The organism is Pseudomonas fluorescens, assembly GCF_902497875.1.
Classification (GTDB): Bacteria; Pseudomonadota; Gammaproteobacteria; order Pseudomonadales; family Pseudomonadaceae; genus Aquipseudomonas; species Aquipseudomonas fluorescens_BR.
In genome coordinates, this window is record NZ_CABVHY010000010.1 from 97614 (window position 1) to 120519 (window position 22906).

Sequence of the window (22906 nt, forward strand, 5' to 3'; positions counted from 1 at the left end):
TGCTCATTTCCAGCAACCCCAATGCTGGAACCGAGCATGCTCCACTCTCACCTCACCACCCTCAACGCGGTCTCCCTGGTAATCAGCACCTTTAAGGATGAAGGCCTGTCCAGCGAAGCGCTGTTGGCCGGCAGCGGCATCAGCGCGGCGGACCTGAGCCGTGCCGACACGCGCATCACCACCCTTCAGGAGATGCAGGTCTGCGTCAACGCCGTCGCCTTAAAGCGCGAAATCGGCCTGGAACTGGGCAGGCGCATGCATGTTTCCTCCTACGGCATGCTCGGTTATGCCCTGCTCACCAGTGCCACCTTAGGTGACGCTTTGCGTCTGGCACTGCGCTATCCGGCGCTGTTGGGAACACTTTTCGAGCTGAGCCTCGAGGAGGATGGCGAGCGCATCTGGCTCACGGCCAGCGACTATCGGGAAAACCCGGCGCTGACGGTGTTCAACATCGAATTCTGCCTGGTCTCGATGAAAGTCATCTGCGACGACCTGCTCGGTCACCCATTGCCACTGCTCGGTGCCCGCTTCGAATATTTCGCGCCGGACTACCAGACCCGCTACAGCGAGCGCTTCGACTGTCCCTTGCAGTTCAATGCCCCGGCCAATGCCTTCGCTTTCGACAAACACTGGCTCGACCAACCCTTGCCGCTGGCCGATACGATTACCCATCAGGCCATGGCCGAGCGCTGCCGCAAGCAGAACACCGAGTTCACCGGACGTCAGGTGTGGCTGGGGCGGATTCGGCAGTTGCTCAGCGCGCAATTGAATGCAGCGCCGGGGCTCGAAGGGTTGGCCGAGCAGATGAATTGTTCGGCGCGTACATTGCGTCGGCACCTCAAGGATTTGGGGTGCAGCTATCAGGAATTGCTCGATGAGCTGCGCTTTGAGCGAGCCAAGCAGATGCTTGGCGAGGATCAGCTACCGATTTACCAGATCGCCGAAGCCCTGGGCTTCAGCGAAACCGCGAGTTTCCGCCATGCTTTCGTGCGCTGGAGTGGTGTGGCGCCGAGCCAGTTCCGGCCGTAGCAGCTGCCGAAGGCTGCGTCCGCCTGCGCAGCAGGCGCAATACGGCGGATGCGTACTCTCTGAAATATCGCGTTTGAAGTGTTTACGTCCGCTACGCGGCCGGACGCAGCCTTCGGCAGCTGCTACGGAGGCAGCTTTACACCTTTCGGGGGCGAATTCCGGTCAAATTTTTTGGCCATATCGATCCCCTTTTGGCCCTTCCTGCCGTTCTCCCAACCACCCAGCGCCGCAAGACTGTGAGTAACCGATTCAGCCTGCGGAGAATAAGAAATGCTGACGATTTACTCTGACGACCACCACCTGCACCACGGACGCTGCGAGTTGATGGATGGGCAATTGATGCCCTGCTTCGAAATGCCTTCACGGGCCGATCACGTTCTGCAGCGGGTTCAGGACCGCAGTCTGGGTCCGGTGCAAGCACCACAGGACTTTGGGCTCGAACCGATTACGCGCGTCCACAGTCGCAATTATCTGGAGTTCTTCAAAGGCGCCTGGCAGCGCTGGACCGAGTTCGGTCGCGAGGGCGACTTGCTGCCCTACACCTGGCCGGCCCGCACCCTGCGCTCGGTCATGCCAAAAAGTCTCCATGGCCAGCTCGGCTATTACAGCTTCGACGGCGGCGCGCCAATCACCGCCGGCACCTGGCAAGCGGCCTACAGCGCAGCGCAAGTCGCACTCACTGCTCAGGCCGTTATCCAACAGGGCGCCCGCAGCGCCTTCGCCCTGTGCCGACCACCGGGACATCATGCCGCCAGTGATTTGATGGGTGGCTATTGCTACTTGAACAACGCCGCCATCGCCGCCCAGGCATTCCTCGATCAAGGCCATAAAAAGGTCGCGATTCTCGACGTCGACTATCACCACGGCAACGGCACTCAATCGATTTTCTACGGGCGTAGCGACGTGCTGTTCGCCTCGATCCACGGCCATCCGGAAGCCGAGTTTCCATTCTTTCTCGGTTACGAAGACGAGCACGGCGAAGGCGCTGGTGAAGGTTTCAACTTCAACTACCCTCTGGCCGCAGGCTCAGGCTGGGACACTTGGAGCGCGGCACTGGAATTGGCCTGTAAAGAGATCGAACACTACGGCGCCGATGTCGTGGTGGTTTCCCTGGGTGTCGATACCTTCAAGGACGATCCGATCTCCCAGTTCAAACTCGACAGCCCGGATTACCTGAGCATGGGCGAACGCATTGCACACCTGGGCAAGCCAACACTGTTCGTGATGGAAGGCGGTTACGCGGTTGAAGAAATCGGCATCAACGCGGTGAATGTTCTCGAAGGTTTCCAGAGCGCCAATGAGGAATCTGCACAATGAACAGTCTCAAGGGTTTTATCGCTTCAGCCTTGTGCGCCACGCTGCTCGGCGGCGCTGCACAGGCTCAAGAGCGCACGTTGCGGGTCTACAACTGGTTCGACTACATCACCCCCAAGGCGCTGGAAGACTTCAAGGCTCAGAACACTCAGGTCAAACTGGTCTACGACATCTTCGACACCAACGAAGCGCTGGAAGCCAAGTTACTCACTGGCAATTCGGGCTATGACGTCGTTGTGCCGTCCAACGTGTTCCTCGCCAAGCAGATCGAAGCCGGCGTGTTCCAGCCGCTGGATCGCAGCAAACTACCGAACTGGAACCACCTCGATCCCAAACTGATGAAGCTGATCGAAGCCAACGACCCTGGCAACAAACACGCCGTGCCCTATATGTACGGCACCATCCTGATCGGCTTCAACCCGGACAAGGTCAAGGCCGCGCTGGGCGAAAACGCACCGGTGGACAGCTGGGAGCTGATTTTCAAGGAAGAGAACATCAGTAAGCTCAAGCAGTGTGGCGTCGCCCTGCTCGACTCGCCGTCGGAGATTCTGCCGCTGGCTCTGCAACACCTCGGCCTGGACCCTAACAGCAGCAAACCTGCGGACTACGCCAAGGCTGAAGCGCTGCTGCTGAAGATCCGTCCATACATCACCTACTTCCACTCCTCCAAGTACATGGCCGATATCGCCAACGGTGACATCTGCGTCGCGGTCGGTTATTCCGGCAGCTTCTCCCAGGCCGCCAACCGCGCCAAGGAGGCCAAGAACGGAGTGATCGTCGATATGCGCCTGCCCAAGGAAGGCGCGCCGATCTGGTTCGACATGCTGGCGATTCCCAAAGGTGCCAAGGACCCCGAAGACGCCTACACCTTCATCAACTACCTGTTGCAACCGAAAGTGATCGCACCGATCAGTGACTTCGTCGGCTACCCGAACCCGAACAAAGACGCCACCGAAATGGTCGACCCGGGGATCCGCAATAACCCCAACCTGTACCCGACCGAAGCGGCGATGAGCACGCTCTACACCTTGCAACCCTTGCCACGGGATGCGGAGCGGGCACGGACCCGGGCGTGGACCAAGATCAAGTCGGGGACATAAAAGAGCATGGATCAGGCCGTTAAGAAATAGCAGCGCCGAGCGCAAAATCTGTGGCGAGGGGGCTTGTCGGAACGCCGCATCGCCCCGTTCGGCTGCGTAGCAGTCGTGAAGCAGGCACCTGCTTTCTACCGGAAGACTCGCGGTGCCTGGTTTTAGGGCCGCTGCGCGCCCCAACGGGGGCAAGCCCCCTCGCCACAAAGGCCCGCCACCGTGCGGGTCTTCACTTCCACACACCCCGTAACCTCACCAACGCCGCTTCAATCGCCACCTCCGGTACCGCTGCAAACCCGAGCACCAATCCCGCTCGCTGGTTTTCCGGGGTACTGGAGTCCGGCAACCAGTAACTGCTCAACCCGTTGACCTCCACGTCAACACTCGCGGCTTGTTCGACCAGTTCGCGTTCACGGGTCAGGCTGTCCACCCGCACCGTCAGGTGTAACCCGGCTGCCACACTCGGCAAACTGCCGACTCCAGGGATATCCACAGGCCAACCGGCCATCAAGGTATTGCGCCGGCTCAATGCCGCGCGACGCATGCGGCGGATATGCCGTTGAAAATGCCCGGCCGCGATAAACTCGGCCATCACCGCCTGAGTGCTGACCTCCGAGTGCCGCACATCCACCGCACGGCGCCGAGAGAAGGCCTCGACCAACCCTATCGGCAATACCAGGTAACCGAGTCTCAGCGCCGGGAATGCAACTTTGCCGAAAGTCCCGACATACAGGACTCGCCCCTGCCGATCCAGCGCCGCCAAGGGTGCCAGCGGTGCACCGCTGTAACGGTATTCGCCGTCGTAGTCATCCTCGACGATCCAGCCTTGGGTGCGCTCGGCCCACGCCAGCAATTCCAGGCGCCGCGCCAGGCTCATGATCACCCCGGTCGGGTACTGATGAGACGGAGTGACGTAAGCCAGTCGGCAATCACTGAAGGTCGCCAGTTCAGCGCAGTCCATGCCCTCGCTGTCCACCGTCACACCGCGCAACGTTGCTCCCGCCACGGCAAAGGCATGTCCGGCGGCACGATAGCCGGGGTTTTCCACAGCCACCCCATCGCCGGGCTCCACCAGCAGCTGTGCACAAAGGCTAATTCCCTGTTGCGCGCCACTGGTGATCACTATTTGGTCAGCGCTGCACTGCATGCCTCGCGAACTGCGCAAATAGGCTGCGATCAAGCCACGTAACCGCTCGTCGCCCTCAGGTGCGCCGTAACACAACTGCTGTAAATCCGGTTTGCGCCAGAAAGCCGCATTCAGCTTGGCCCAGACCTCGAACGGGAACAGATCAAAAGCCGGTACGCCCACCCGAAAAGCCTTGGGTGGACCACTCGGTGGCTTAGGCAAATGATGCTTCTCGACCCGCTCGAGCGCACCATTGTGGATAACTTTACTGGATGTAATTACAGGTAAATCGAGTCGATTTGTGGATAACCCTGTGGGTAAGCCTGTTGAAAACCCTGTGGATACTTTTGTGGATAGTTTTTTCGGCGGCAGAGTATTTTCCGGCAATTGCGCCACATAAGTGCCGTCTCCTACCCGCCCCTCGATAAACCCTTCGGCATACAGCTGATCGTAGGCTCGAACGACGCTGTTACGAGAGATCGACAACGCCGCAGCCAAATCCCGGCTGGCCGGCAAACGCGTACCACCGGCCAGCCGCCCATCGAGTACCCGCAGCCGTAGCGCTTGATACAGCTGACGGCTCAAGCCCTGGCGACGATCCAGCTCAATCCCGGCAGGGTTGAATGACAAGGACAGCGGCGAGTGGCTCATCACAATGGTCCTATGAAATTGGCTATTAATGGCTCTTACAACAGACCAATAGCCTGCCTAGGATGCAGGCATTCGCCAAGGAAAATTTCCCATGTACACACCCAGCGCTTTTGTCGACCAAGATCTGCCACACCTGCACCAGCAGATCCTCAGCAGCCGGCTGGCGACGCTGGTCACCTACGGCGAGCAAGGCTTGCAGGCCAGCCACCTGCCATTGCTGCTGAGCCCGGACCAAGGACCCAATGGCACCCTCTACGGGCATCTGGCCAAGGCCAATCCGCAGTGGCGGGAACTGGAGACCGGGGCCCAGGCGCTGGTGATCTTTGCCGGTGCCGACGCCTACGTCAGCCCGTCGTTCTATCCGAGCAAAGCCGAGCATGGCAAAGTCGTACCGACCTGGAACTACCTCGCCGTGCATGCCTATGGCAGCGCCGAAGTGTTCAGCGACGCACAACGTTTGCGCGATCTGGTCAGCGCCCTGACCGATCGCCACGAAGCCGGTCGCGCCCAGCCGTGGAAAGTTGCCGACGCACCCGCCCACTACATCGACGGTATGCTCAAGGCTATTGTCGGCTTCGCCTTGCCAATCCAACGCCTGGAAGGCAAACGCAAGCTCAGCCAGAACCGCAGTACCGCAGACATCGCCGGTGTGCGAGAAGGGTTGGCTGCCAGCCCCGACCTGCACGACCAGGCCCTCGCCCACTTGATGCGTTAAGGAATGACCATGAGTCAGATTGAGATCCGCCGAGTCACCGCCGACGACCACGCCGCCTGGCTGCCCTTATGGCAAGCCTACCTGCGGTTTTACAACACCGAACTGGCCGACGCTGTCACTCAAAGCACCTGGCAGCGTTTTCTCGACCCGGGTGAGCCGACTCATGCGGCCCTGGCCTGGGACGGTGAAAAAGCCGTGGGCATAGTGCATTTCATCTATCACCGCTCCAACTGGAGCATCGAGAATTCCTGCTACCTGCAAGATCTGCTGGTAGTCCCGCAAATGCGCGGCACCGGCGTCGGTCGGCAGCTGATCGAATTCGTCTACGACACCGCCCGCAAAGACGGCTGCGCCAAGGTCCATTGGCTGACCCACGAGACCAACGCCACGGCCATCCAGCTCTACGAGCGCATCGCCGAACGCCCTGGCTTCATTCAGTTTCGCAAAGGCCTTCTTTAAGGCTCAAGGAGAGCAACATGTCGACTTCACTCGCCAACTGGAAAGGTGTCCCGGCGCCGTCGGTCAAACTCATCGAAGGGCGTTTCATACGCCTGGAAAAACTCGACCCGGCACGCCACGGCGATGGCCTGTGGCAAGCCCTTGAAGGACCCAATGCCGACCCGAAACTCTGGAACTATCTGCCTTATGGGCCATTCACCGAGCGCAGTGCGTTCGATGACTGGCTGAACAACCACGCCGCCAACAGCGACCCGTACTTCTTCAGCGTCATCGACCGTGCCAGCGGCGAGGTCCAGGGCATTCTCAGTCTGATGTCGATCGTGCCGGCCCAAGGCCGGATCGAAATCGGCCACGTCACCTTCGGCGCGCCGATGCAGCGCTCGCCGAAAAGTACCGAGGCGGTTTACCTGCTGGCCAAAGAGTCTTTTGCCCTGGGCTACCGTCGCCTGGAGTGGAAGTGCAACAACGACAATGCCCGCTCCAAATACGCGGCTGAGCGCCTGGGCTTCAGTTTTGAAGGGGTGTTCCGCCAGCACATGGTGGTCAAGGGCCAGAACCGTGACACGGCGTGGTACTCGATTCTGGATTCGGAGTGGCCGGCGATTGGCGCGGGGTTTGAAAAGTGGTTGAGCGAGGCGAATCAGACGGGGTCTGGGCAGGTCAGGACGTTGGTGGAGTGTCGGGGATAAACCCTCGGTTCATCGGCGCCTGACAGGTCGCACCACCGCTCCCACAAGGTCCGCGTCGAACCACAAATGTGTGGCAACGAAAATCCTGTGGGAGCGGCGGTGCGGCGATCCGACTTGCCCGCGAAGGCTTCTATTGGCTGACAGGCTCAGGCGACACTCTATTGAGCTTCCAGCCCAATGCATCCAGGGCATCGCAGCCGTCCTGAATCAGTAGATGCGCGGCATTGGCGAAGTGTTCCAGGTCATAACCTTCAGCATCCTTGACGCTCAGGCAGGTGACGCTGTTGAGCAAATTACGCGCGGACTTGATGCGGTGGATGGCGGTCTCGAAGAGATCACAGGTGTCGGCGTCAATGTTGAGGAACAGGGTAGGGTCGGTGCTGGGGTTGCTTTGGAGGGGGGTGTAGTTGGGCATTGGTGTAGCTCCATTTATTAAAAAAGAGTTACCACCTTTCGCGGCTAAGCAAATTGGGTGGCAGCTGTACGCGGGTTAGCCGACCGGGGTAAATGGAGACAAAACCCGGCACACCCGAAGGTGTCCCGCGCACAACCGCCATGGCACAGAAATGCCCGGCAGCAAAAAGCGCCGACATTCTGAGAGTGGCGCTTTAGCGTCCCCGCTTACTTTTCGACCGGCTAAGATCGGTCACCGATTTTGCGATGACGGGCGAACTATAGGCGAGCGCCTACGGGATGTAAAACCTGGCTCCTGAATCTCGGATCGTTCCTACGGCACTGGCCTCGCCCCCTCCTCCGTAGCAGCTGGCGAAGCCTGCGTTCGGCGGCGAAGCCGTCGCAATTCGGACACCACGATTCACCTGACGGACCGCACGTGCAGGTTTTACGCCTGCTGCGCAGCCGAACGCAGCCTTCGGCAGCTGCTACGGGGGATCTCACCCGACGATGTGATTCCACGCTCAACTGATATTCCTGCGAATCCTCACCACCCCCATCTGCAACCCGAACGGCCGGAACACGGCATTCAGTGATTTCAGCGTCTGGTTACCTTCCCCATGCTCGATATGCACCAGCGTGCGCACCGAGATTTTGCACATCCTGGCGAACTGGCTTTGATGCAGGCCGGTGACCTCCACCCGCAACCGGCGGACGGCTTCGCCGATTCCCAGAGATCCTTGGGCAAGCCCCTCTTGGATGCTTTCAATCAGTTGAGCGCGAACATCAATGGAAAGCGTCATTTCAGCCCCCAGTTTTTCAAGCGCTGCTCAAGGTTTTTCAAGGCGATACTCGGATGGTTCAGGGTGACATCGGGCAAGCCGCTGGCGACCAGAATGTCCGGCAACGCCAGTAACGAGTCGGCGTCTTGTCGAAGACGCTCGAATGCGTCCGCTGGATTGATAATCCACACCAGCGCATCACACACACCACGCCAATCAATCTCCCCCGCCACCTCCAGGTCTTTCGGCCATTTGGTGGTACGCGTGACGCCCTCCTCGTCCATCACCATCGGTGCCAGATCGTAGATTGGTGCGAGGCGAAAGAAATCCACATCGCGAATGATCGCCGTGTTACGCCCGTGGTTGTCCGAGTTGCCGAGAATTTTGTTGAGCAAATCACGGCGCAGGTAATCCGCCACCAGATCCGGCACTTGCTCCACTTGGCCGGCCTGCTTCCATAGATCAGCGAGCAGTTGAATCACTTCCAGATGATTCATGTAGCTGCCAGGCGTGGTGACACCGGCCAGCGAATAGATCGATTCAACCGCCAGCCGCTCAATGCCCTGCTCGGTCACTTGGCGGTCAAAGCGCTGCATCCACAGACTGGGTTTGTTCGCCTCCTCCAGCGTTAGACCTTCTGCGGCAATTGTCTCGATTCCAAGGGTCTGCAAGGCCTTGTAGTAGTGGAATTCGCTTCTGAGGATGTCTTGATCGATCTGTCCTGCCTTATTGCGGGCAAATTTCACGAACCAGTGTCGAGTCACTTCAGTGTCGTTCAGCACGGCGTCCGGGTACAGCAACCCAGCGCGGTCTTCGGTCATCAACAGTTTTGGCGCTTCACCACCCGCTCCCGTCGCACCGCCAATCGCCGCACCTTGCTCGTAGGCGTATTCCAGGAAGGTGTTATCGCGGGCAATGACTTCTTCCCGACGAAAGCCCATCGGTGGTCGGTTATCCAACGCCTCAACCGACTCCTTGATACGCAAGTTACCGATAGGTGCCGGGGTGCTTCGGCCCAGCAAAAACAGGTCAGCACTCACCTCCTCAGGCTTTTCCTGTCCAATGCGCGCCATCAGGAAGCGCTTGGCCGCCCCGGCTGGAGCGATGTCATGCAGGAAGGCGGGCGCTTTTTTCAGCGATACACTGTCCCAATCCAGCGGCAACCTGGCGCTGACCGATCTGGCGAAGGGCGATTGAATAGAGTCGAAATTGTCGGAGATGTAACCTTGCTTGTAGGCAAATCTGCAGGGGCCTTCGAAACCTTTTTGCGGTTCGGCAAATACCAGGGTCATGGCGTCTAACCAGTTTCCGGCGGCGTAGATCTGTAGTGTCAGTGTGTACATGAGTAAATCTGCAATTTAATGCATCCATTGATCACTAAGTGACTCTGTGTTTGCAATATAGTGCAGATTCATTCCATCTGCTCCACTTATAAACGCAATAAAATGCAGTTTTAACCCTCATCATCGGAAAAAAACGCAATAAATTGCAGATAATGACATGCGAGCTTCTGACAGACTGCATCATCGTTCTTCACGGGCAAGTCGGATCGCCGCACCGCCGCTCCCACGGAGTATCCGGGCAGCCCGTCAGGCGGTGTTTCAGACAGGCGAAAAAAAAGGGGAGCACATGCCCCCCCGAGGTTTAAAGCGTTTCAGTCAAAGGCTGTAATCAGCCTTCGATCTCGATCAGAACTTCACCCGGGTTGACCCGGTCGCCCTTGGCCACGTGGATGGCAGTGACTTTGCCGGCGATGGCCGATTGAACTTCGGTTTCCATCTTCATCGCTTCAGTGATCAGCACGGCCTGGCCGGCTTTCACGATGTCGCCTTCCTTGACCAGCACATCAACGATGTTGCCCGGCATGTTGGTGCTGACGTGGCCCGGTGCAGTGGCTTGCTTGCGCTTGCTGCTACCGCCGCTGACGAATTCGTTGAGCGGTTCGAACACCACCTCTTCCGGCATACCGTCGATGGACAAGTAGAAGTGACGCTTGCCTTCGGCCTTGACGCCGACACCGGTGATGTCGACGCGGTAGGTTTCGCCGTGGACGTCGATAACGAACTCGGTCGGTACACCTTCGCCACCGGCCGCGGTCACGCCGCCAGCTTCCGGAATCGGCAACAGCACTTCCGGCGTCAGGGTGCCGGCTTCACGCTCTTCGAGGAATTTACGCCCGATGTCCGGGAACATGGCGTAGGTCAGCACGTCCTCTTCAGACTTGGCCAGCGCGCCGATGTCGTTACGCAGCTTGGTCATTTCCGGCTTGAGCAAATCGGCCGGACGCACGTCGATCACGTCTTCGTTACCAATGGCCTGGCGACGCAGTTTCTCGTCGACCTGGCCCGGCGCCTTGCCGTAGCCGCCTTGCAGGTAGAGCTTCACTTCGTTAGTGATGGTCTTGTAGCGCTCGCCGGCCAGCACGTTGAAGAACGCCTGGGTGCCGACGATCTGCGAGGTCGGGGTAACCAGCGGCGGGTAGCCGAGGTCTTTACGGACCCGCGGGATCTCCGCCAGCACTTCGGCCATGCGATTGAGTGCGCCCTGCTCTTTCAACTGGTTGGCCAGGTTGGAAATCATCCCGCCCGGTACCTGGTTGACTTGCACACGGGTGTCGACCGCAGTGAATTCGCTCTCGAACTGGTGATATTTCTTACGCACCGCGTAGAAGTACAGGCCGATTTCCTGCAGCAGTTCCAGGCTCAGGCCGGTGTCGAATTCGCTGCCTTTAAGCGCGGCGACCATCGACTCGGTACCCGGGTGGCTGGTGCCCCAGGCGAAGCTGGAGATCGTGGTGTCGATATGGTCGGCACCGTTCTCGATCGCCTTGAGTTGGCACATCGACGCCAGGCCGGCGGTGTCGTGGGAGTGGATGAACACAGGCAGCGATTGTTCGCTTTTCAGTGCCTTGACCAGTTCGCCAGTGGCGTACGGGGTCAGCAGGCCGGCCATGTCCTTGATCGCAACGGAGTCGCAACCCATGGCTTCCATTTGCTTGGCCTGGGCCACGAAGGCTTCGATGGTATGCACCGGGCTGGTGGTGTAGGCGATGGTGCCCTGGGCGTGTTTGCCGGCGGCTTTCACCGCTTCGATGGCCACTCGCAGGTTACGCACGTCGTTCATCGCATCGAAGATGCGGAACACGTCGATGCCGTTGACCGCCGCCTTGGCAACGAACGCCCGGACCACGTCGTCGCTGTAATGGCGGTAGCCCAGCAGGTTCTGCCCGCGCAGAAGCATTTGCAGACGGGTGTTAGGCAACGCGGCGCGCAGTTTGCGCAGGCGCTCCCACGGATCTTCCTTAAGGAAGCGTACGCAGGCGTCGAAGGTCGCGCCGCCCCAGACTTCCAGCGACCAGTAGCCGACTTTGTCGAGCTTGTCGCAGATCGGAAGCATGTCGTCGGTGCGCATGCGGGTCGCCAGCAGCGATTGGTGGGCGTCACGCAGGATGGTGTCAGTTACATGGATCTTGGACATTGTTGTATTCCTCACAGGCCTGCGTGGGCGGCAATGGCGGCGGCGATGGCCAGGGCCAGCTCTTCGGGTTTGCGCTTGATCGAGTAATTGGTCAGTTCCGGATGGCTTTCAACGAAACTGGTGTTGAACTGACCACTACGGAATTCCGGGTTACGCAGGATTTCCTGGTAATAAGCGGCAGTGGTCTTGACCCCTTGCAGACGCATGTCGTCCAGGGCGCGCAAGCCACGGTCCATCGCTTCTTCCCAGGTCAACGCCCACACCACCAGTTTCAGGCACATCGAATCGTAGTACGGCGGGATGGTGTAACCGGTGTAGATCGCCGTGTCGGTACGAACGCCGGGGCCGCCGGGCGCGTAGTAACGGGTGATTTTGCCGAAGCTCGGCAGGAAATTGTTTTTCGGGTCTTCGGCGTTGATCCGGAACTGCAGCGCGAAACCGCGGTGCTGAATGTCTTCCTGCTTGACCGAAAGCGGCAGGCCGGAGGCGATACGGATCTGCTCGCGAACGATGTCAATGCCGGTGATTTCTTCGGTGATGGTGTGTTCCACCTGCACCCGGGTGTTCATCTCCATGAAGTACACCTCGCCCTCGGCGAGCAGGAACTCCACGGTACCGGCGTTCTCGTAACCCACGGCCTTGGCTGCGCGCACCGACAGGTCACCGATATAGGCGCGCTGTTCCGGGGTCAGTTGCGGGCTTGGAGCGATCTCGATCAGCTTCTGGTTGCGGCGCTGGATCGAGCAATCACGCTCGAACAGGTGCACCACGTTGCCAAAGCTGTCGCCGAGGATCTGGGCTTCGATGTGCTTGGGGTTGACGATGCATTTTTCCAGGAACACTTCCGCCGAACCAAAGGCCTTGGTCGCTTCGGAAATCACTCGTGGGAAGGCTTGCTCCAGTTCTTCACGGCTGTTGCAGCGGCGAATACCGCGCCCGCCACCACCGGAAGTGGCCTTGAGCATCACCGGGTAACCGATGCGGTCGCCTTCCACCAGGGCTTCGGCGATGTCCGCGACGTTGCCTTCGGTACCAGGGGTCACTGGCACGCCAGCCTTGATCATGCTGCGACGGGCTTCGGTCTTGTCGCCCATGCGGCGAATCACTTCGGCCGATGGACCAATGAATTTGATTCCGCGTTCGACGCAGATATCTGCCAGCTCGGCGTTCTCCGAGAGGAAACCGTAACCGGGATGCAGTGCATCACAACCGGTTTCCACTGCCAGGTTCACCAGCTTGCGCGGGTTCAGGTAGCCGGCCAGAGGTTCGGCACCGATACTGTGGGCTTCATCCGCGCGCTTCACATGCAGGGCATGGCGATCGGCGTCGGAATAGATCGCGACCGAGCGAATGCCCATCTCGGCGCAGGCACGCACGATTCGTACGGCAATTTCCCCACGGTTGGCGATCAGGATTTTTTTTATCACTTGGAGGTTCCCTTGAGCCGATTGCACCAACGACCCGCTAGACCGGGTCGACGAGTGACCAAATGTTTCAGGTCAGTCGCAACACCACCCTAGTCCTCTCAAGGGATTAACAAAAATCAATAATAATTGGGTTGGCCATAAGTAAAGACTTATAGTTGATTGATCAGCCCGCGGCGAGAGTCTTAAAAAATGCGTAAGTCCCTGATGCGTATGACATTGCGCCAGCTTCAGATTTTCAACGAGGTCTGCGATTTACGGTCCTACAGCCGCGCGGCCGAGGAAATGTCTCTCACACAGCCGGCCGTCAGCCTGCAAATTCGCCAGCTGGAAGAGCTGATCGGTCAGCCTTTGTTCGATTATGTCGGCAAAAAACTCTACATGACCGAGGCCGCCGAAGCCTTGCAACGGGCCAGCCGGGATATTTTCGGGCGCCTGGCAAACCTCGATATGCAACTGTCGGACATGCAAGGTTCATTGCAGGGGCAACTCAAGTTGGCAGTGGAATCCAGCGCCAAATACTTCGTACCGCACCTGTTCGCCGCCTTCAAGCTCCTGCATCCGGAAGTCAATCTGCACCTGATGGTGATCAACCGGGCCCAGGCCATTCGACGGCTGTCGGACAACCGTGACGACCTGGTGATCATGTCCATGGTGCCCCAGGACATGGGACTGGAGTTTTTGCCGTTCCTTAACAACCCGATCGTCGCCGTGGCGCCGCCCGCCCATCCTCTGTGCCAGATGGGGCCGCTACGCTTGCAGGATCTCGAGCCTTATACGCTGCTATTGCGCGAGCAAGGCTCGGGCACGCGACTGGCCTGCGAGGAGTATTTCAAGGAAAAGCGCGTGCATTTCACGCAAACCCTGGAAGTGGCTTCGGCGGAAGCTCAGCGCGAATGTGTGGTGGCGGGTCTGGGCGTAGCGCTGCTGACGCGCCACGCCCTGAACCTTGAGTTGGCCACCGGCAGGCTCAAGGAGTTGCCAGTGGAAGAGCTGCCGCTGTACCGCAGTTGGTGCGTGGTTCAGGCTAAAGCCAAGCGCCTGTCACCGGTGGCGCATGCGTTCCTGGGGTTTATCCGCAGCGAACGGGCACTGATCAGCGGCCTGGCTGAGCGTTTTGACGGGAAGTTGCCGGTGCCGCCTGCCAGTAATTGAGTGCCGCCGAATCAGCAAAATCGCCAATCTCGGCGAGCAACTGACGCTGCTCACAACGCTGCTCGATCGCGCGACGAAATTCCATGCGGCGCTGATCTTCTTGTTGGCGGCGGGTTTTGACGACGCTATAGCGTGGATCGTAGGACTGGGCCATTTCGAGTCTCCCAAGACGATTACGGGAGTTACACGATGGGCGTCGGGGATGACGGTTTGGCGGCGCGGGGGTTACAGGGAGATGAAAGTTTACGTTGAGACGCCACATCCTGTGGCGAGGGGGCTTTTCGGAACGCCGCATCGCCCCGTTCGGCCGCAAAGCGGTCGTAATTCGGTGAATGGGATCTTTCTGAAGGATTACGGTTGCAGGTTTTAGGGCCGCTTCGCAGCCCAGCGGGGGCAAGCCCCCTCGCCACAAAAAGCCTCGCCACTTCGAGGCCGAATCAATCGTCCAGCGCTTTGACCGACTTGGGCGACAAACGCAAGCTGCGCAGGCTGCGTTTGACGCTCTTGAGGTGATTGACCAGGCTCGGACCGCGGGCCATGGCCACGCCCATGGCCAGCACGTCGATCACCACCAGGTGAGCGATACGCGAAGTCAGCGGCGTGTAGATCTCGGTGTCTTCATGCACATCGATCGCCAGGTTGATGGTCGACAGCTCGGCCAGCGGCGTCTGGCTCGGGCACAGGGTGATCAGTGTCGCGCCGCTTTCCCGGACCAGATTGGCGGTGATCAGCAAGTCTTTGGAGCGCCCGGACTGGGAAATACAGATCGCTACGTCGGTGGGCTTGAGCGTCACCGCCGACATTGCCTGCATATGCGGGTCGGAATAAGCCGCCGCGGTCAGCAACAAGCGGAAGAATTTGTGCTGGGCATCCGCTGCCACCGCGCCAGACGCGCCAAAGCCGTAGAACTCGACTCGCTGGGCCTGGGACATGGCAGTCACCGCGCGCTGCAAGGCCACCGGATCGAGATTCTCGCGCACTTCCATCAGCGTGTGCAGGGTGGTGTCGAAGATTTTCAGGCTGTAATCGGCAACCGAATCATCTTCATGGATCGCAAACTGTCCAAAGCTCGCACCGGCTGCCAGGCTTTGCGCCAGTTTCAGCTTCAAGTCCTGAAAACCCGAACAACCAATGGCGCGGCAGAAGCGCACGATGGTCGGCTCGCTGATACCCACATTGTGGGCAAGATCGGCCATGGAACTGTGCATCACAGCCGCAGGGTCAAGCAGCACGTGATCGGCAACCTTGAGTTCCGACTTGCGTAACAGGTGGCGTGACTGGGCGATGTGTTGCAACAGATTCAAAGGGCTGGACTCATTGTTATGGGCAGATGCCAGGGATGTAGCACGCTTGTAGTTATACTACATGAATGGGCATTTTGCCCGTCCAATGCGTAACTGAATCACCTTAGTGCCCCCGGTTTTGGCCGGGCGCACTCTATGTAGCCACTGCGAAGGAACCCGTACCTGTTCGCAACAGTTCAGCCAGGTCATCCGCTTCTACGGGGCGACTGATGAGATAGCCCTGCACCTCATCGCACCGTTCGGCCTTGAGAAATTCCAGCTGCTCCACGCGCTCGACGCCTTCAGCCACCACCTTGAGCGACAATCCATGGGCCATGGCAATGATCGCCCTGGTGATCGCCGCGTCTTCGCTACCTTCGGCCAGGCCACGTATGAACGCCTGGTCGATTTTCACGTAGTCCACCGGAATGCGCTTGAGGTAGCTCAACGACGAATACCCGGTACCAAAGTCGTCAATTGCCAGTTTCACCCCCAGATCACGCAGTTGCTGGAAGGTCGCGATGATGTGCTCGACGCTGTCCAGCAGCTGGCTTTCGGTCAGTTCCAATTCAAGGTAGTGCGGCGCAAGCCCGGTTTCCTCCAGCACCTGGCGAACCAGACTGACCAGTTTGCCCTGACGCAATTGATGCACTGACAGATTGACCGAAACCCGAATCGGCTCCAGCCCTTGGCGTTGCCATTCGCAGGCTTGCCAGCAGGCCTGACGCAGCACGAACTCGCCGATCGGACCGATCAGACCGGTTTCTTCGGCCAGGCCGATAAAGTCGCCTGGCGGCACCCGGCCCATGGTCGGGTGGTCCCAGCGCACCAGGGCCTCGGCGGCATTCAACCGGCCGGTTGCCAGGCATAGTTTTGGTTGGTAGAACACCTTCAACTGCCGGTCTTCGATGGCCTTGCGCAGTTGGTTTTCCAGCTGCAGGCGCTCCAGGGTGCAGGCTTGCAGGCTCTCGGTGTAGAACTGGAAGTTGTTACCACCCAGGTGCTTGGCATGTTGCATGGCGATGTTCGACTGGCTGAGCAGTGCCGAAATCTCTCGCGCGTTGTCCGGCAACATGCTGATGCCCATCGATGCACTGACCACCAACTCATACCCATCCACCGTCAATGGCAAGCGCAGCTTGGTTGCCAGCCGGGTCGCCACCCGCGCCAGGCTGGACAGGTTGGCATAGGCGTCGAACAGCACCGCAAACTCATCGCCGGATAGACGCGCAATGGTGTCGGCCTCCGGCAGTGCGTTGACCAGCCGCCGCGCCATCTTCTGCAGCAACTGGTCGGCGACCTCATGCCCCAGGCTGTCATTGAGCAACTTGAAACGGTCCAGATTGATGTGCAGCAACGCCAGGCTGCGGCCACCCTGGCGTACCCGCTGATGGGCTTCATTCAGCCGCTCGCGGAACAGTGAGCGATTGGCCAGGCCGGTGAGCTCATCGTAATGGGTCAGGTAGCGCATCCGTTCTTCTGATTCACGTCTGGCTGAGAGATCGGCGAAGAAGCCCACAATATGGCTGACATTTCCGCGCACATCGCGCACGACATTCAGCTGCAGCCATTGCGGATACAACTCGCCGCTCTTGCGAGCCTCGACCAGCTCGCCCTGCCAACTGCCGCGTTGCTCCAGCGCCTGATGTATCGCCTTGTAGTGCCGGCGCGCATCACGACTACAGGGTAACTCGACGACATTGCGCCCCAGCAAGTCCTCGATCTGATAGCCGGTGACCCGGCTGAAGGCTTGATTCACTGCGATCAAGGCGTAATCAGGGTCGAAAATCACGATGCCTTCGCTGGCTGCCTCGAATACCGTGGCCGCCAGTTGGCGCTGTTCTTCCAGCTCCTTGCTGGTGCTGATGTCACGCCGAGTGCCAACCATACGGATCACCCGACCGCTCTTGCTGCGCTCCACGGCTCGCCCACGGTCCTCGATCCACACCCAGTGCCCATCGCCATGGCGCACACGGTATTCGATCTGGTAATCCTCGGTGCGACCTTTCAAGTGCTCGACCAGGGCGTGCTTGAGTGGCGGCAGGTCCTGCGGATGCAAACGCGGCTTGAGATGGCTGAGCATTGCCGTCACGTCCTCAGGACCCAGGCCAAACAGCTCCTTGATCCGCGTGTGATGGACCTCGTCGGTTTGCAGATTCCAGTCCCACAGGCCTAGCTCACTGGCCTTTAACGCCAGGTCCAGACGCGCTTCGCTTTTGCTCAAGGCCTGGTTCGCCGCATCCAGCTCCAGGCTGCGCTGCGCCACGCGACTTTCCAGACCCACTTGAGCCTCACGCAATTGCTCTTCGGCACAGCGCCGCTGCACGATTTCCCGGGCCAGTTCCTGATTGAGCTGCTCGCTGCGGCTTTGGGCCTGCTGCAGATGCTCGATCAACGCCTGGTTCTGGAAGCGTCGGAGCAAACCCCGCTGGATCAACCGATTGACCTGCCAGGCAACAACGCTCAAGGAGCCCAGCAGGATCAGCCCCAGCCAGCCCCAGCCTTGCTGTTGTTCGTCGCCCCCCCAGAACAAAAAGCCGATCGCCGGCAACAGGCACGGCAGCGTAAAGGACAGGAATGCCGGCAGACTGACGGCATAAGCGATGCTGGCCGACAACGTCGCCGCACCGATCAGGCCGAAGACCCAGGCTTGTTCCAGGAAACTGTCGGTGGGCACCAGGGCGATGCCGGCGCCGGCCAGGGTCAAGCCGCTCATGGCCGAGCCGAGCCAGAACATTCGCTGCCAGATCGGCTTTGCCTGGCGACCCGGTATCGCCGAATCGAACGCCGCGACCTGGATGATTCGCATAGCGACCAGCGTCAGTAGCCAGACCAGCCAAATGCTGACCAGCAACGAGCGCTGCGGGCTCCAGAGTAACCAGGCGCAGACCAGACCATTGAGCAACATGAATAACGTCGGCAGCAGCGAGCCCTGGTAAAGCAGACGCGTGCGTTCGACCGCCATCTCCACGGCGTAGTGCTTGCGTATAACCCGTGGCTCCACAGGGGGGCCGGCCAGGCTAGTGCTGAGTGTCATAGGCAGTATTCTTATAATGGTGAGCCCGAAACGTCGAGCGAGCATACACAAGCAACTGCTCGGACCAAACTGTTCCAGATCATTAAAACCACAAAACAAATAGCCCCCAAGCCCCGCACCAGACCGCTCGAGCGAGCCCCGCCAATGCCTGCAGCCAATGACTGACCGGTCGTCCCTGCGGTTCTTTTTATCGGCTAAACCAACGCTCGGTTTGCCCGGGGTGGTCCGGCACCCTAGAATGCTCCAATGCGCGATGATCTCTCCCTTCTGCTGAACTCCCTCAACGATGCCCAACGCCAGGCCGTAGCTGCCTCCGTGGGTCGTCAGTTGGTCCTGGCCGGTGCTGGTTCCGGTAAAACCCGTGTGCTGGTGCACCGCATCGCCTGGATGATCCAGGTCGAGCAGGCCTCGTCACACTCGATCCTGTCGGTGACCTTCACCAACAAGGCCGCTGCCGAGATGCGTCATCGCATCGAGCAGTTGCTGGGCATCAGCCCGGCCGGCATGTGGGTTGGCACCTTCCACGGCCTGGCGCACCGCCTGTTGCGCGCGCACTGGCAGGAAGCAGGGCTCAGCCAGACCTTCCAGATCCTCGACAGCGACGACCAGCAACGGCTGGTCAAGCGAGTGATCCGCGAGCTGGGGCTGGACGAGCAACGCTGGCCGGCCCGTCAGGCTCAGTGGTTCATCAACGGGCAGAAAGACGAAGGTCTGCGCCCACAACACATTCAAGCCAGCGGCGATCTGTTCCTGGCCACCATGCGCAGCATCTATGAAGCCTATGAGGCCGCCTGCCAACGTGCCGGGGTGATCGACTTCTCCGAGTTGCTGCTGCGCGCCCTCGATCTGTGGCGCGACCACCCGGGCTTGCTGGCGCACTATCAAAAGCGTTTCCGCCATGTGCTGGTGGACGAGTTCCAGGACACCAACGCCGTGCAGTACGCCTGGTTGCGTCTGCTGGCCAAGGGCGGCGACAGCCTGATGGTGGTTGGCGATGACGACCAGTCGATCTACGGCTGGCGTGGCGCGAAAATCGAAAACATCCACCAATATTCCGAAGACTTCCCGGACGCCGAAACCATTCGCCTGGAACAGAATTACCGTTCCACCGCCGGGATCCTCAAGGCCGCCAACGCCTTGATCGCCAACAACACCGGGCGTCTGGGCAAAGAGTTGTGGACCGAGGGCGGCGAAGGCGAAGCGATCAACCTGTACGCAGCCTTCAACGAACACGATGAAGCGCGCTATGTGGTGGAAACCATCGAAAGCGCCCTGAAAACCGGCCTGGCTCGCAGCGATATCGCCATTTTGTATCGCTCCAACGCCCAATCCCGGGTCCTGGAAGAAGCGTTGTTGCGCGAACGCATTCCTTACCGGATCTACGGCGGCCAGCGCTTCTTCGAACGTGCAGAAATCAAGAACGCCATGGCCTACCTGCGTTTGCTCGAAGGTCGCGGCAACGATGCAGCGCTGGAGCGGGTGATCAACGTCCCGGCCCGTGGCATCGGCGAGAAAACCGTCGAAGCGATCCGCGAACACGCGCGCCACAGCGATGTGTCGATGTGGGAAGCGATGCGCCTGCTGGTGGCCAATAAAGGCCTGACCGGTCGCGCAGCCGGCGCTCTGGGGGCGTTCGTCGAACTGATCGAGAACCTCGCGGCGAAAACCGTGGACATGCCACTGCACCTGATGACCCAGACGGTCATCGAGCAGTCGGGGCTGATTGCCTACCACGAGGCGGAAAAAGGCGAGAAAGGCCAGGCTCGGGTAGAAAACCTTGAGGAACTGGTCAGCGCCGCACGCAACTTCGAAAACGCCGAAGAAGACGCCGATCTGTCGCCACTGGCGGCTTTCCTTGGCCACGCGTCGCTGGAAGCCGGCGATACCCAGGCCGACGAACACGAAGACAGCATTCAGCTGATGACGCTGCACAGCGCCAAAGGCCTGGAATTCCCTTATGTGTTCCTGGTGGGCATGGAAGAAGGCTTGTTCCCGCACAAGATGAGCCTGGAAGAACCGGGTCGCCTGGAAGAAGAACGCCGTCTGGCCTATGTGGGCATCACCCGGGCCATGCAAAACCTGGTGATGACCTATGCCGAGACCCGACGCCTGTACGGCAGCGAAACCTACAACAAGGTTTCCCGCTTCGTACGCGAAGTACCAAAAGGGTTGATTCAGGAAGTGCGGCTGTCCAATAGCGTCAGCCGACCGTTCGGCGGCGGCCAGAAGCAAAGTTCGAGCAGCATGTTCAGCGGCACCGAGATCCCGGAAACCGCTTTCAGCCTTGGCCAGCAGGTACGACACTCGGTCTTCGGCGAGGGGGTGATCCTTAACTTCGAAGGCGCCGGCGCTCAGGCACGGGTCCAGGTGAACTTCAGCGAAGGCAGCAAGTGGCTGATGATGGGTTATGCCAAGCTGGAAGCCGTCTAAAGACTGCCTGAAGACTTATGTGGGTGCGGGCTTGCTCCGTACGGCGATCCGACGATGAACGATAACGCGGTGCATCTGATAAACCGCGCTGCTGCCATCGCGAGCAAGCCCGCTCCCACAGGTTGATCTGATTGAAGGCGCGGCACAGGGACTCCCGCAGTGACATTGGTCTGCCTGGCCTTGATTTTGTACGCCGCGGACCAATATCAGTCACATTCCTACAGAACTTATCCAACTGGCCTACGGCCCAAACATTACCGGCCTTACGCCGCCAACTGCTTTTTTTCACAGATGGCCAAGCAAAAGCCCGAAACACTCTGCCGCTAGCCAGCAACACCTCACCTGTGCAACATGGCACGAGTGCCATCCACAAATGGGAATTCCCTTTATGAAACGTTTTCTTAGCATCGCCATGGCGTTGTGCATCGGCCTGACGATGAGCCTCGAGGCCAACGCCGCCAAGCGCTTTGGTGGCGGTAAAAGCGCCGGCGCCGCGCCGACGCACCAGACTAGCCAAATGGCTCCGTCCTCCACCGGTGCCGGCTCTGCAGCCGCTACCGCCGGGGCTGCCGGTGCCGCAGGCGCTGCCGCAAAAGCTGGCGGTGCTTCGCGCTGGCTCGGCCCTCTGGCCGGCATCGCCGCCGGTGGCCTGCTGGCCTCCATGTTCATGGGCGACGGCTTCCAGGGCATGCAGATCTTCGACATCCTGATCATGGCGGTCATCGCCTTCCTGATCTTCCGTTTCATTGCCGCTCGTCGCCGCAAGCAGCAAGCGCACATGGCTCCAGCTGGCCACGCACCGATGCAGCGTGAAGTGTTCGAACAAAAACCGGCTCAAGGCTCGATCTTCGGTGGTTCGGCCGCACCAGCAGCCGTTCGTCCGGTGATCAACGCACCGGCCTGGTTCAACGAAGAGCGCTTCATTGAAGCGGCGCGCAGCCACTTCCAGTCCCTGCAACAGCACTGGGACGCCAACGAAATGGACAAGATCGCCGAATTCGTCACGCCACAGCTGCTGGAGTTCCTGAAAAAGGAACGTGCCGATCTGGGCGAAGGCTTCCAGTCCACTTACATTGATAACCTCAATGTACAACTGGACGGCGTGGATGATCGCTCCGACAAGACCGTCGCCACCCTGACCTTCAGCGGCGTGTCGAAAACTTCGCGCTTCGACCAGGGCGAAGTGTTCAACGAAAGCTGGAACATGGAACGCCCTCAAGGCGAAAACCAGCCATGGCTGGTTGCAGGTATCCGCCAGAACGGCTGATCCCAAGCTCTGCGTTGAGTATGTTGAAACAAAAACCCCAGCCTAGGCTGGGGTTTTCTATTTCACGGTTGCACTTATACCGAGCTACTGTATAAACCGCCCCATACAAACCGCGCCATAGAGCAAGAGGATTGAGGTCGTGGAAGAAGTCATTGAAGAACTGCGTGAAAAAAATGAACCTGTGCCGGTCCCGTTGGAACTGCCAGATGAAGATCTACTGGTGGAGATCGAAGAACAGCTGTTCATCGACATTCCCTTTGTCTTCAAGGAATTCCTGCTGACCGTCAGCGATGTCGTCTATGGCAGCCTGGAGCCGGTAACCGTTACGGACCCCCAGTCCCATACCTACCTGCCCGAGGTGGCCGCCAACGCCTGGGACGCTGGTGTTCCCCGGGAATTGATCCCGATCTGCCAGGACGGTGACGATTACTACTGCGTCGAGGAAGACGGCACCGTAGTGTTGTGGTCGGCCGAAGAAGAGCTGGTCACCGAAGAAACCTGGGAATCGGTTTGGCACTGGGCGCGAGACGTCTGGCTGGAAAGCTGATACCGCGAGCCCGCTCCAGCCTCAAGCTGGAGCGGTC

The 22906-nt window shown here is 59.5% G+C and carries 19 protein-coding genes; 10 read left to right on the plus strand and 9 right to left on the minus strand.

The annotated features are described in order from the left end of the window. Nucleotides 1-36: 36 nt before the first annotated feature. The 3 genes from F8N85_RS12015 to F8N85_RS12025 all read left to right on the plus strand — a co-directional run bounded on the left by F8N85_RS12015 (nt 37) and on the right by F8N85_RS12025 (nt 3443). Nucleotides 37-1029, plus strand: coding sequence for an AraC family transcriptional regulator (locus F8N85_RS12015; protein ID WP_150803829.1), 993 nt, complete (start codon nt 37-39; stop codon nt 1027-1029). A 270-nt stretch (nt 1030-1299) separates the two neighbouring features. Next, the gene (locus F8N85_RS12020; protein ID WP_150803830.1) at nt 1300-2346 is read left to right on the plus strand and encodes a histone deacetylase family protein; all 1047 of its coding nucleotides are present in this window, start codon (nt 1300-1302) and stop codon (nt 2344-2346) included. Beyond that, nucleotides 2343-3443 (plus strand): polyamine ABC transporter substrate-binding protein, encoded by a 1101-nt coding sequence (locus F8N85_RS12025; RefSeq protein ID WP_150803831.1) that lies wholly within the window; start codon nt 2343-2345, stop codon nt 3441-3443. Before F8N85_RS12020 ends, F8N85_RS12025 begins: the two co-directional genes overlap by 4 nt. A 220-nt stretch (nt 3444-3663) precedes the next feature. Here F8N85_RS12025 and F8N85_RS12030 read toward each other — a convergent pair whose 3' ends face one another. Next, a complete protein-coding gene (locus tag F8N85_RS12030; protein ID WP_150803832.1) occupies nt 3664-5211 on the minus strand; it encodes a PLP-dependent aminotransferase family protein in 1548 nt (515 codons plus the stop codon). 91 nt (nt 5212-5302) lie between these two features. Here F8N85_RS12030 and F8N85_RS12035 point away from each other — a divergent pair, with 91 nt between their 5' ends. The 3 genes from F8N85_RS12035 to F8N85_RS12045 are packed head-to-tail and all read left to right on the plus strand — an operon-like array spanning nt 5303 to nt 7074. Beyond that, on the plus strand, nt 5303-5926 hold the full coding sequence (locus F8N85_RS12035) for an FMN-binding negative transcriptional regulator (RefSeq protein WP_150803833.1): 624 nt from the start codon (nt 5303-5305) through the stop codon (nt 5924-5926). Nucleotides 5927-5935: 9 nt separating this feature from the next. Next, nucleotides 5936-6385: a GNAT family N-acetyltransferase gene (locus tag F8N85_RS12040; protein WP_150803834.1), complete on the plus strand. Its 450-nt coding sequence runs from the start codon at nt 5936-5938 to the stop codon at nt 6383-6385. Between the two features lie 17 nt (nt 6386-6402). Continuing rightward, on the plus strand, nt 6403-7074 hold the full coding sequence (locus F8N85_RS12045) for a GNAT family N-acetyltransferase (RefSeq protein ID WP_150803835.1): 672 nt from the start codon (nt 6403-6405) through the stop codon (nt 7072-7074). A gap of 130 nt (nt 7075-7204) precedes the next feature. On the opposite strand, the gene F8N85_RS12050 is transcribed toward F8N85_RS12045, so the two are convergent. From F8N85_RS12050 to F8N85_RS12070, 5 genes are all read right to left on the minus strand, one after another. Then, nucleotides 7205-7489, minus strand: coding sequence for a hypothetical protein (locus F8N85_RS12050; protein WP_150803836.1), 285 nt, complete (start codon nt 7487-7489; stop codon nt 7205-7207). A 502-nt stretch (nt 7490-7991) separates the two neighbouring features. Then, the gene (locus F8N85_RS12055; RefSeq protein ID WP_150803837.1) at nt 7992-8270 is read right to left on the minus strand and encodes a helix-turn-helix domain-containing protein; all 279 of its coding nucleotides are present in this window, start codon (nt 8268-8270) and stop codon (nt 7992-7994) included. After that, nucleotides 8267-9592, minus strand: coding sequence for a type II toxin-antitoxin system HipA family toxin (locus F8N85_RS12060; RefSeq protein ID WP_150803838.1), 1326 nt, complete (start codon nt 9590-9592; stop codon nt 8267-8269). Before F8N85_RS12060 ends, F8N85_RS12055 begins: the two co-directional genes overlap by 4 nt. Nucleotides 9593-9920: 328 nt before the next feature. Further along, nucleotides 9921-11726 carry a sodium-extruding oxaloacetate decarboxylase subunit alpha gene (gene oadA / locus F8N85_RS12065; protein ID WP_150803839.1) on the minus strand — a complete coding sequence of 602 codons (1806 nt, stop codon included), beginning with the start codon at nt 11724-11726 and terminating at the stop codon, nt 9921-9923. Between the two features lie 11 nt (nt 11727-11737). Then, nucleotides 11738-13153 carry an acetyl-CoA carboxylase biotin carboxylase subunit gene (locus F8N85_RS12070; protein WP_150803840.1) on the minus strand — a complete coding sequence of 472 codons (1416 nt, stop codon included), beginning with the start codon at nt 13151-13153 and terminating at the stop codon, nt 11738-11740. A 189-nt stretch (nt 13154-13342) separates the two neighbouring features. On the opposite strand from F8N85_RS12070, the gene F8N85_RS12075 reads away from it, so the two are divergent. After that, nucleotides 13343-14305 carry a LysR family transcriptional regulator gene (locus F8N85_RS12075; RefSeq protein ID WP_150803841.1) on the plus strand — a complete coding sequence of 321 codons (963 nt, stop codon included), beginning with the start codon at nt 13343-13345 and terminating at the stop codon, nt 14303-14305. On the opposite strand, the gene F8N85_RS12080 is transcribed toward F8N85_RS12075, so the two are convergent. The 3 genes from F8N85_RS12080 to F8N85_RS12090 all read right to left on the minus strand — a co-directional run bounded on the left by F8N85_RS12080 (nt 14247) and on the right by F8N85_RS12090 (nt 18625). Continuing rightward, nucleotides 14247-14459: a PA3496 family putative envelope integrity protein gene (locus F8N85_RS12080; protein ID WP_150803842.1), complete on the minus strand. Its 213-nt coding sequence runs from the start codon at nt 14457-14459 to the stop codon at nt 14247-14249. The two genes, F8N85_RS12075 and F8N85_RS12080, sit on opposite strands and share 59 nt — an antisense overlap. 283 nt (nt 14460-14742) lie before the next feature. Beyond that, complete coding sequence (gene hexR / locus F8N85_RS12085) at nt 14743-15609, minus strand: transcriptional regulator HexR (protein WP_150803843.1); 867 nt, start codon at nt 15607-15609, stop codon at nt 14743-14745. 133 nt (nt 15610-15742) lie between these two features. Then, nucleotides 15743-18625, minus strand: coding sequence for a putative bifunctional diguanylate cyclase/phosphodiesterase (locus F8N85_RS12090; RefSeq protein ID WP_150803844.1), 2883 nt, complete (start codon nt 18623-18625; stop codon nt 15743-15745). 246 nt (nt 18626-18871) lie between these two features. Between F8N85_RS12090 and uvrD the strand changes: the two genes are divergently transcribed. The 3 genes from uvrD to F8N85_RS12105 all read left to right on the plus strand — a co-directional run bounded on the left by uvrD (nt 18872) and on the right by F8N85_RS12105 (nt 22869). Next, the gene (uvrD, locus tag F8N85_RS12095) at nt 18872-21055 is read left to right on the plus strand and encodes a DNA helicase II (RefSeq protein WP_150803845.1); all 2184 of its coding nucleotides are present in this window, start codon (nt 18872-18874) and stop codon (nt 21053-21055) included. Between the two features lie 388 nt (nt 21056-21443). After that, nucleotides 21444-22322 carry a Tim44 domain-containing protein gene (locus tag F8N85_RS12100; RefSeq protein WP_150803846.1) on the plus strand — a complete coding sequence of 293 codons (879 nt, stop codon included), beginning with the start codon at nt 21444-21446 and terminating at the stop codon, nt 22320-22322. Nucleotides 22323-22461: 139 nt separating this feature from the next. Further along, complete coding sequence (locus tag F8N85_RS12105) at nt 22462-22869, plus strand: SMI1/KNR4 family protein (protein ID WP_150803847.1); 408 nt, start codon at nt 22462-22464, stop codon at nt 22867-22869. Nucleotides 22870-22906 lie beyond the last annotated feature (37 nt).

What these genes read in the sequence shown, in the direction of transcription:
- F8N85_RS12100 (WP_150803846.1), top strand. Translation starts at nt 21,444, where the DNA reads ATGAAACGTTTTCTTAGCATCGCCATGGCGTTGTGCATCGGCCTGACG.
- F8N85_RS12060 (WP_150803838.1), bottom strand. Translation starts at nt 9,592, where the DNA reads ATGTACACACTGACACTACAGATCTACGCCGCCGGAAACTGGTTAGAC.
- F8N85_RS12080 (WP_150803842.1), bottom strand. Translation starts at nt 14,459, where the DNA reads ATGGCCCAGTCCTACGATCCACGCTATAGCGTCGTCAAAACCCGCCGC.
- F8N85_RS12035 (WP_150803833.1), top strand. Translation starts at nt 5,303, where the DNA reads ATGTACACACCCAGCGCTTTTGTCGACCAAGATCTGCCACACCTGCAC.
- F8N85_RS12075 (WP_150803841.1), top strand. Translation starts at nt 13,343, where the DNA reads ATGCGTAAGTCCCTGATGCGTATGACATTGCGCCAGCTTCAGATTTTC.
- F8N85_RS12030 (WP_150803832.1), bottom strand. Translation starts at nt 5,211, where the DNA reads ATGAGCCACTCGCCGCTGTCCTTGTCATTCAACCCTGCCGGGATTGAG.
- F8N85_RS12025 (WP_150803831.1), top strand. Translation starts at nt 2,343, where the DNA reads ATGAACAGTCTCAAGGGTTTTATCGCTTCAGCCTTGTGCGCCACGCTG.
- uvrD (WP_150803845.1), top strand. Translation starts at nt 18,872, where the DNA reads ATGCGCGATGATCTCTCCCTTCTGCTGAACTCCCTCAACGATGCCCAA.
- F8N85_RS12020 (WP_150803830.1), top strand. Translation starts at nt 1,300, where the DNA reads ATGCTGACGATTTACTCTGACGACCACCACCTGCACCACGGACGCTGC.
- F8N85_RS12015 (WP_150803829.1), top strand. Translation starts at nt 37, where the DNA reads ATGCTCCACTCTCACCTCACCACCCTCAACGCGGTCTCCCTGGTAATC.
- F8N85_RS12050 (WP_150803836.1), bottom strand. Translation starts at nt 7,489, where the DNA reads ATGCCCAACTACACCCCCCTCCAAAGCAACCCCAGCACCGACCCTACC.
- oadA (WP_150803839.1), bottom strand. Translation starts at nt 11,726, where the DNA reads ATGTCCAAGATCCATGTAACTGACACCATCCTGCGTGACGCCCACCAA.
- F8N85_RS12040 (WP_150803834.1), top strand. Translation starts at nt 5,936, where the DNA reads ATGAGTCAGATTGAGATCCGCCGAGTCACCGCCGACGACCACGCCGCC.
- F8N85_RS12090 (WP_150803844.1), bottom strand. Translation starts at nt 18,625, where the DNA reads ATGACACTCAGCACTAGCCTGGCCGGCCCCCCTGTGGAGCCACGGGTT.
- F8N85_RS12045 (WP_150803835.1), top strand. Translation starts at nt 6,403, where the DNA reads ATGTCGACTTCACTCGCCAACTGGAAAGGTGTCCCGGCGCCGTCGGTC.
- F8N85_RS12055 (WP_150803837.1), bottom strand. Translation starts at nt 8,270, where the DNA reads ATGACGCTTTCCATTGATGTTCGCGCTCAACTGATTGAAAGCATCCAA.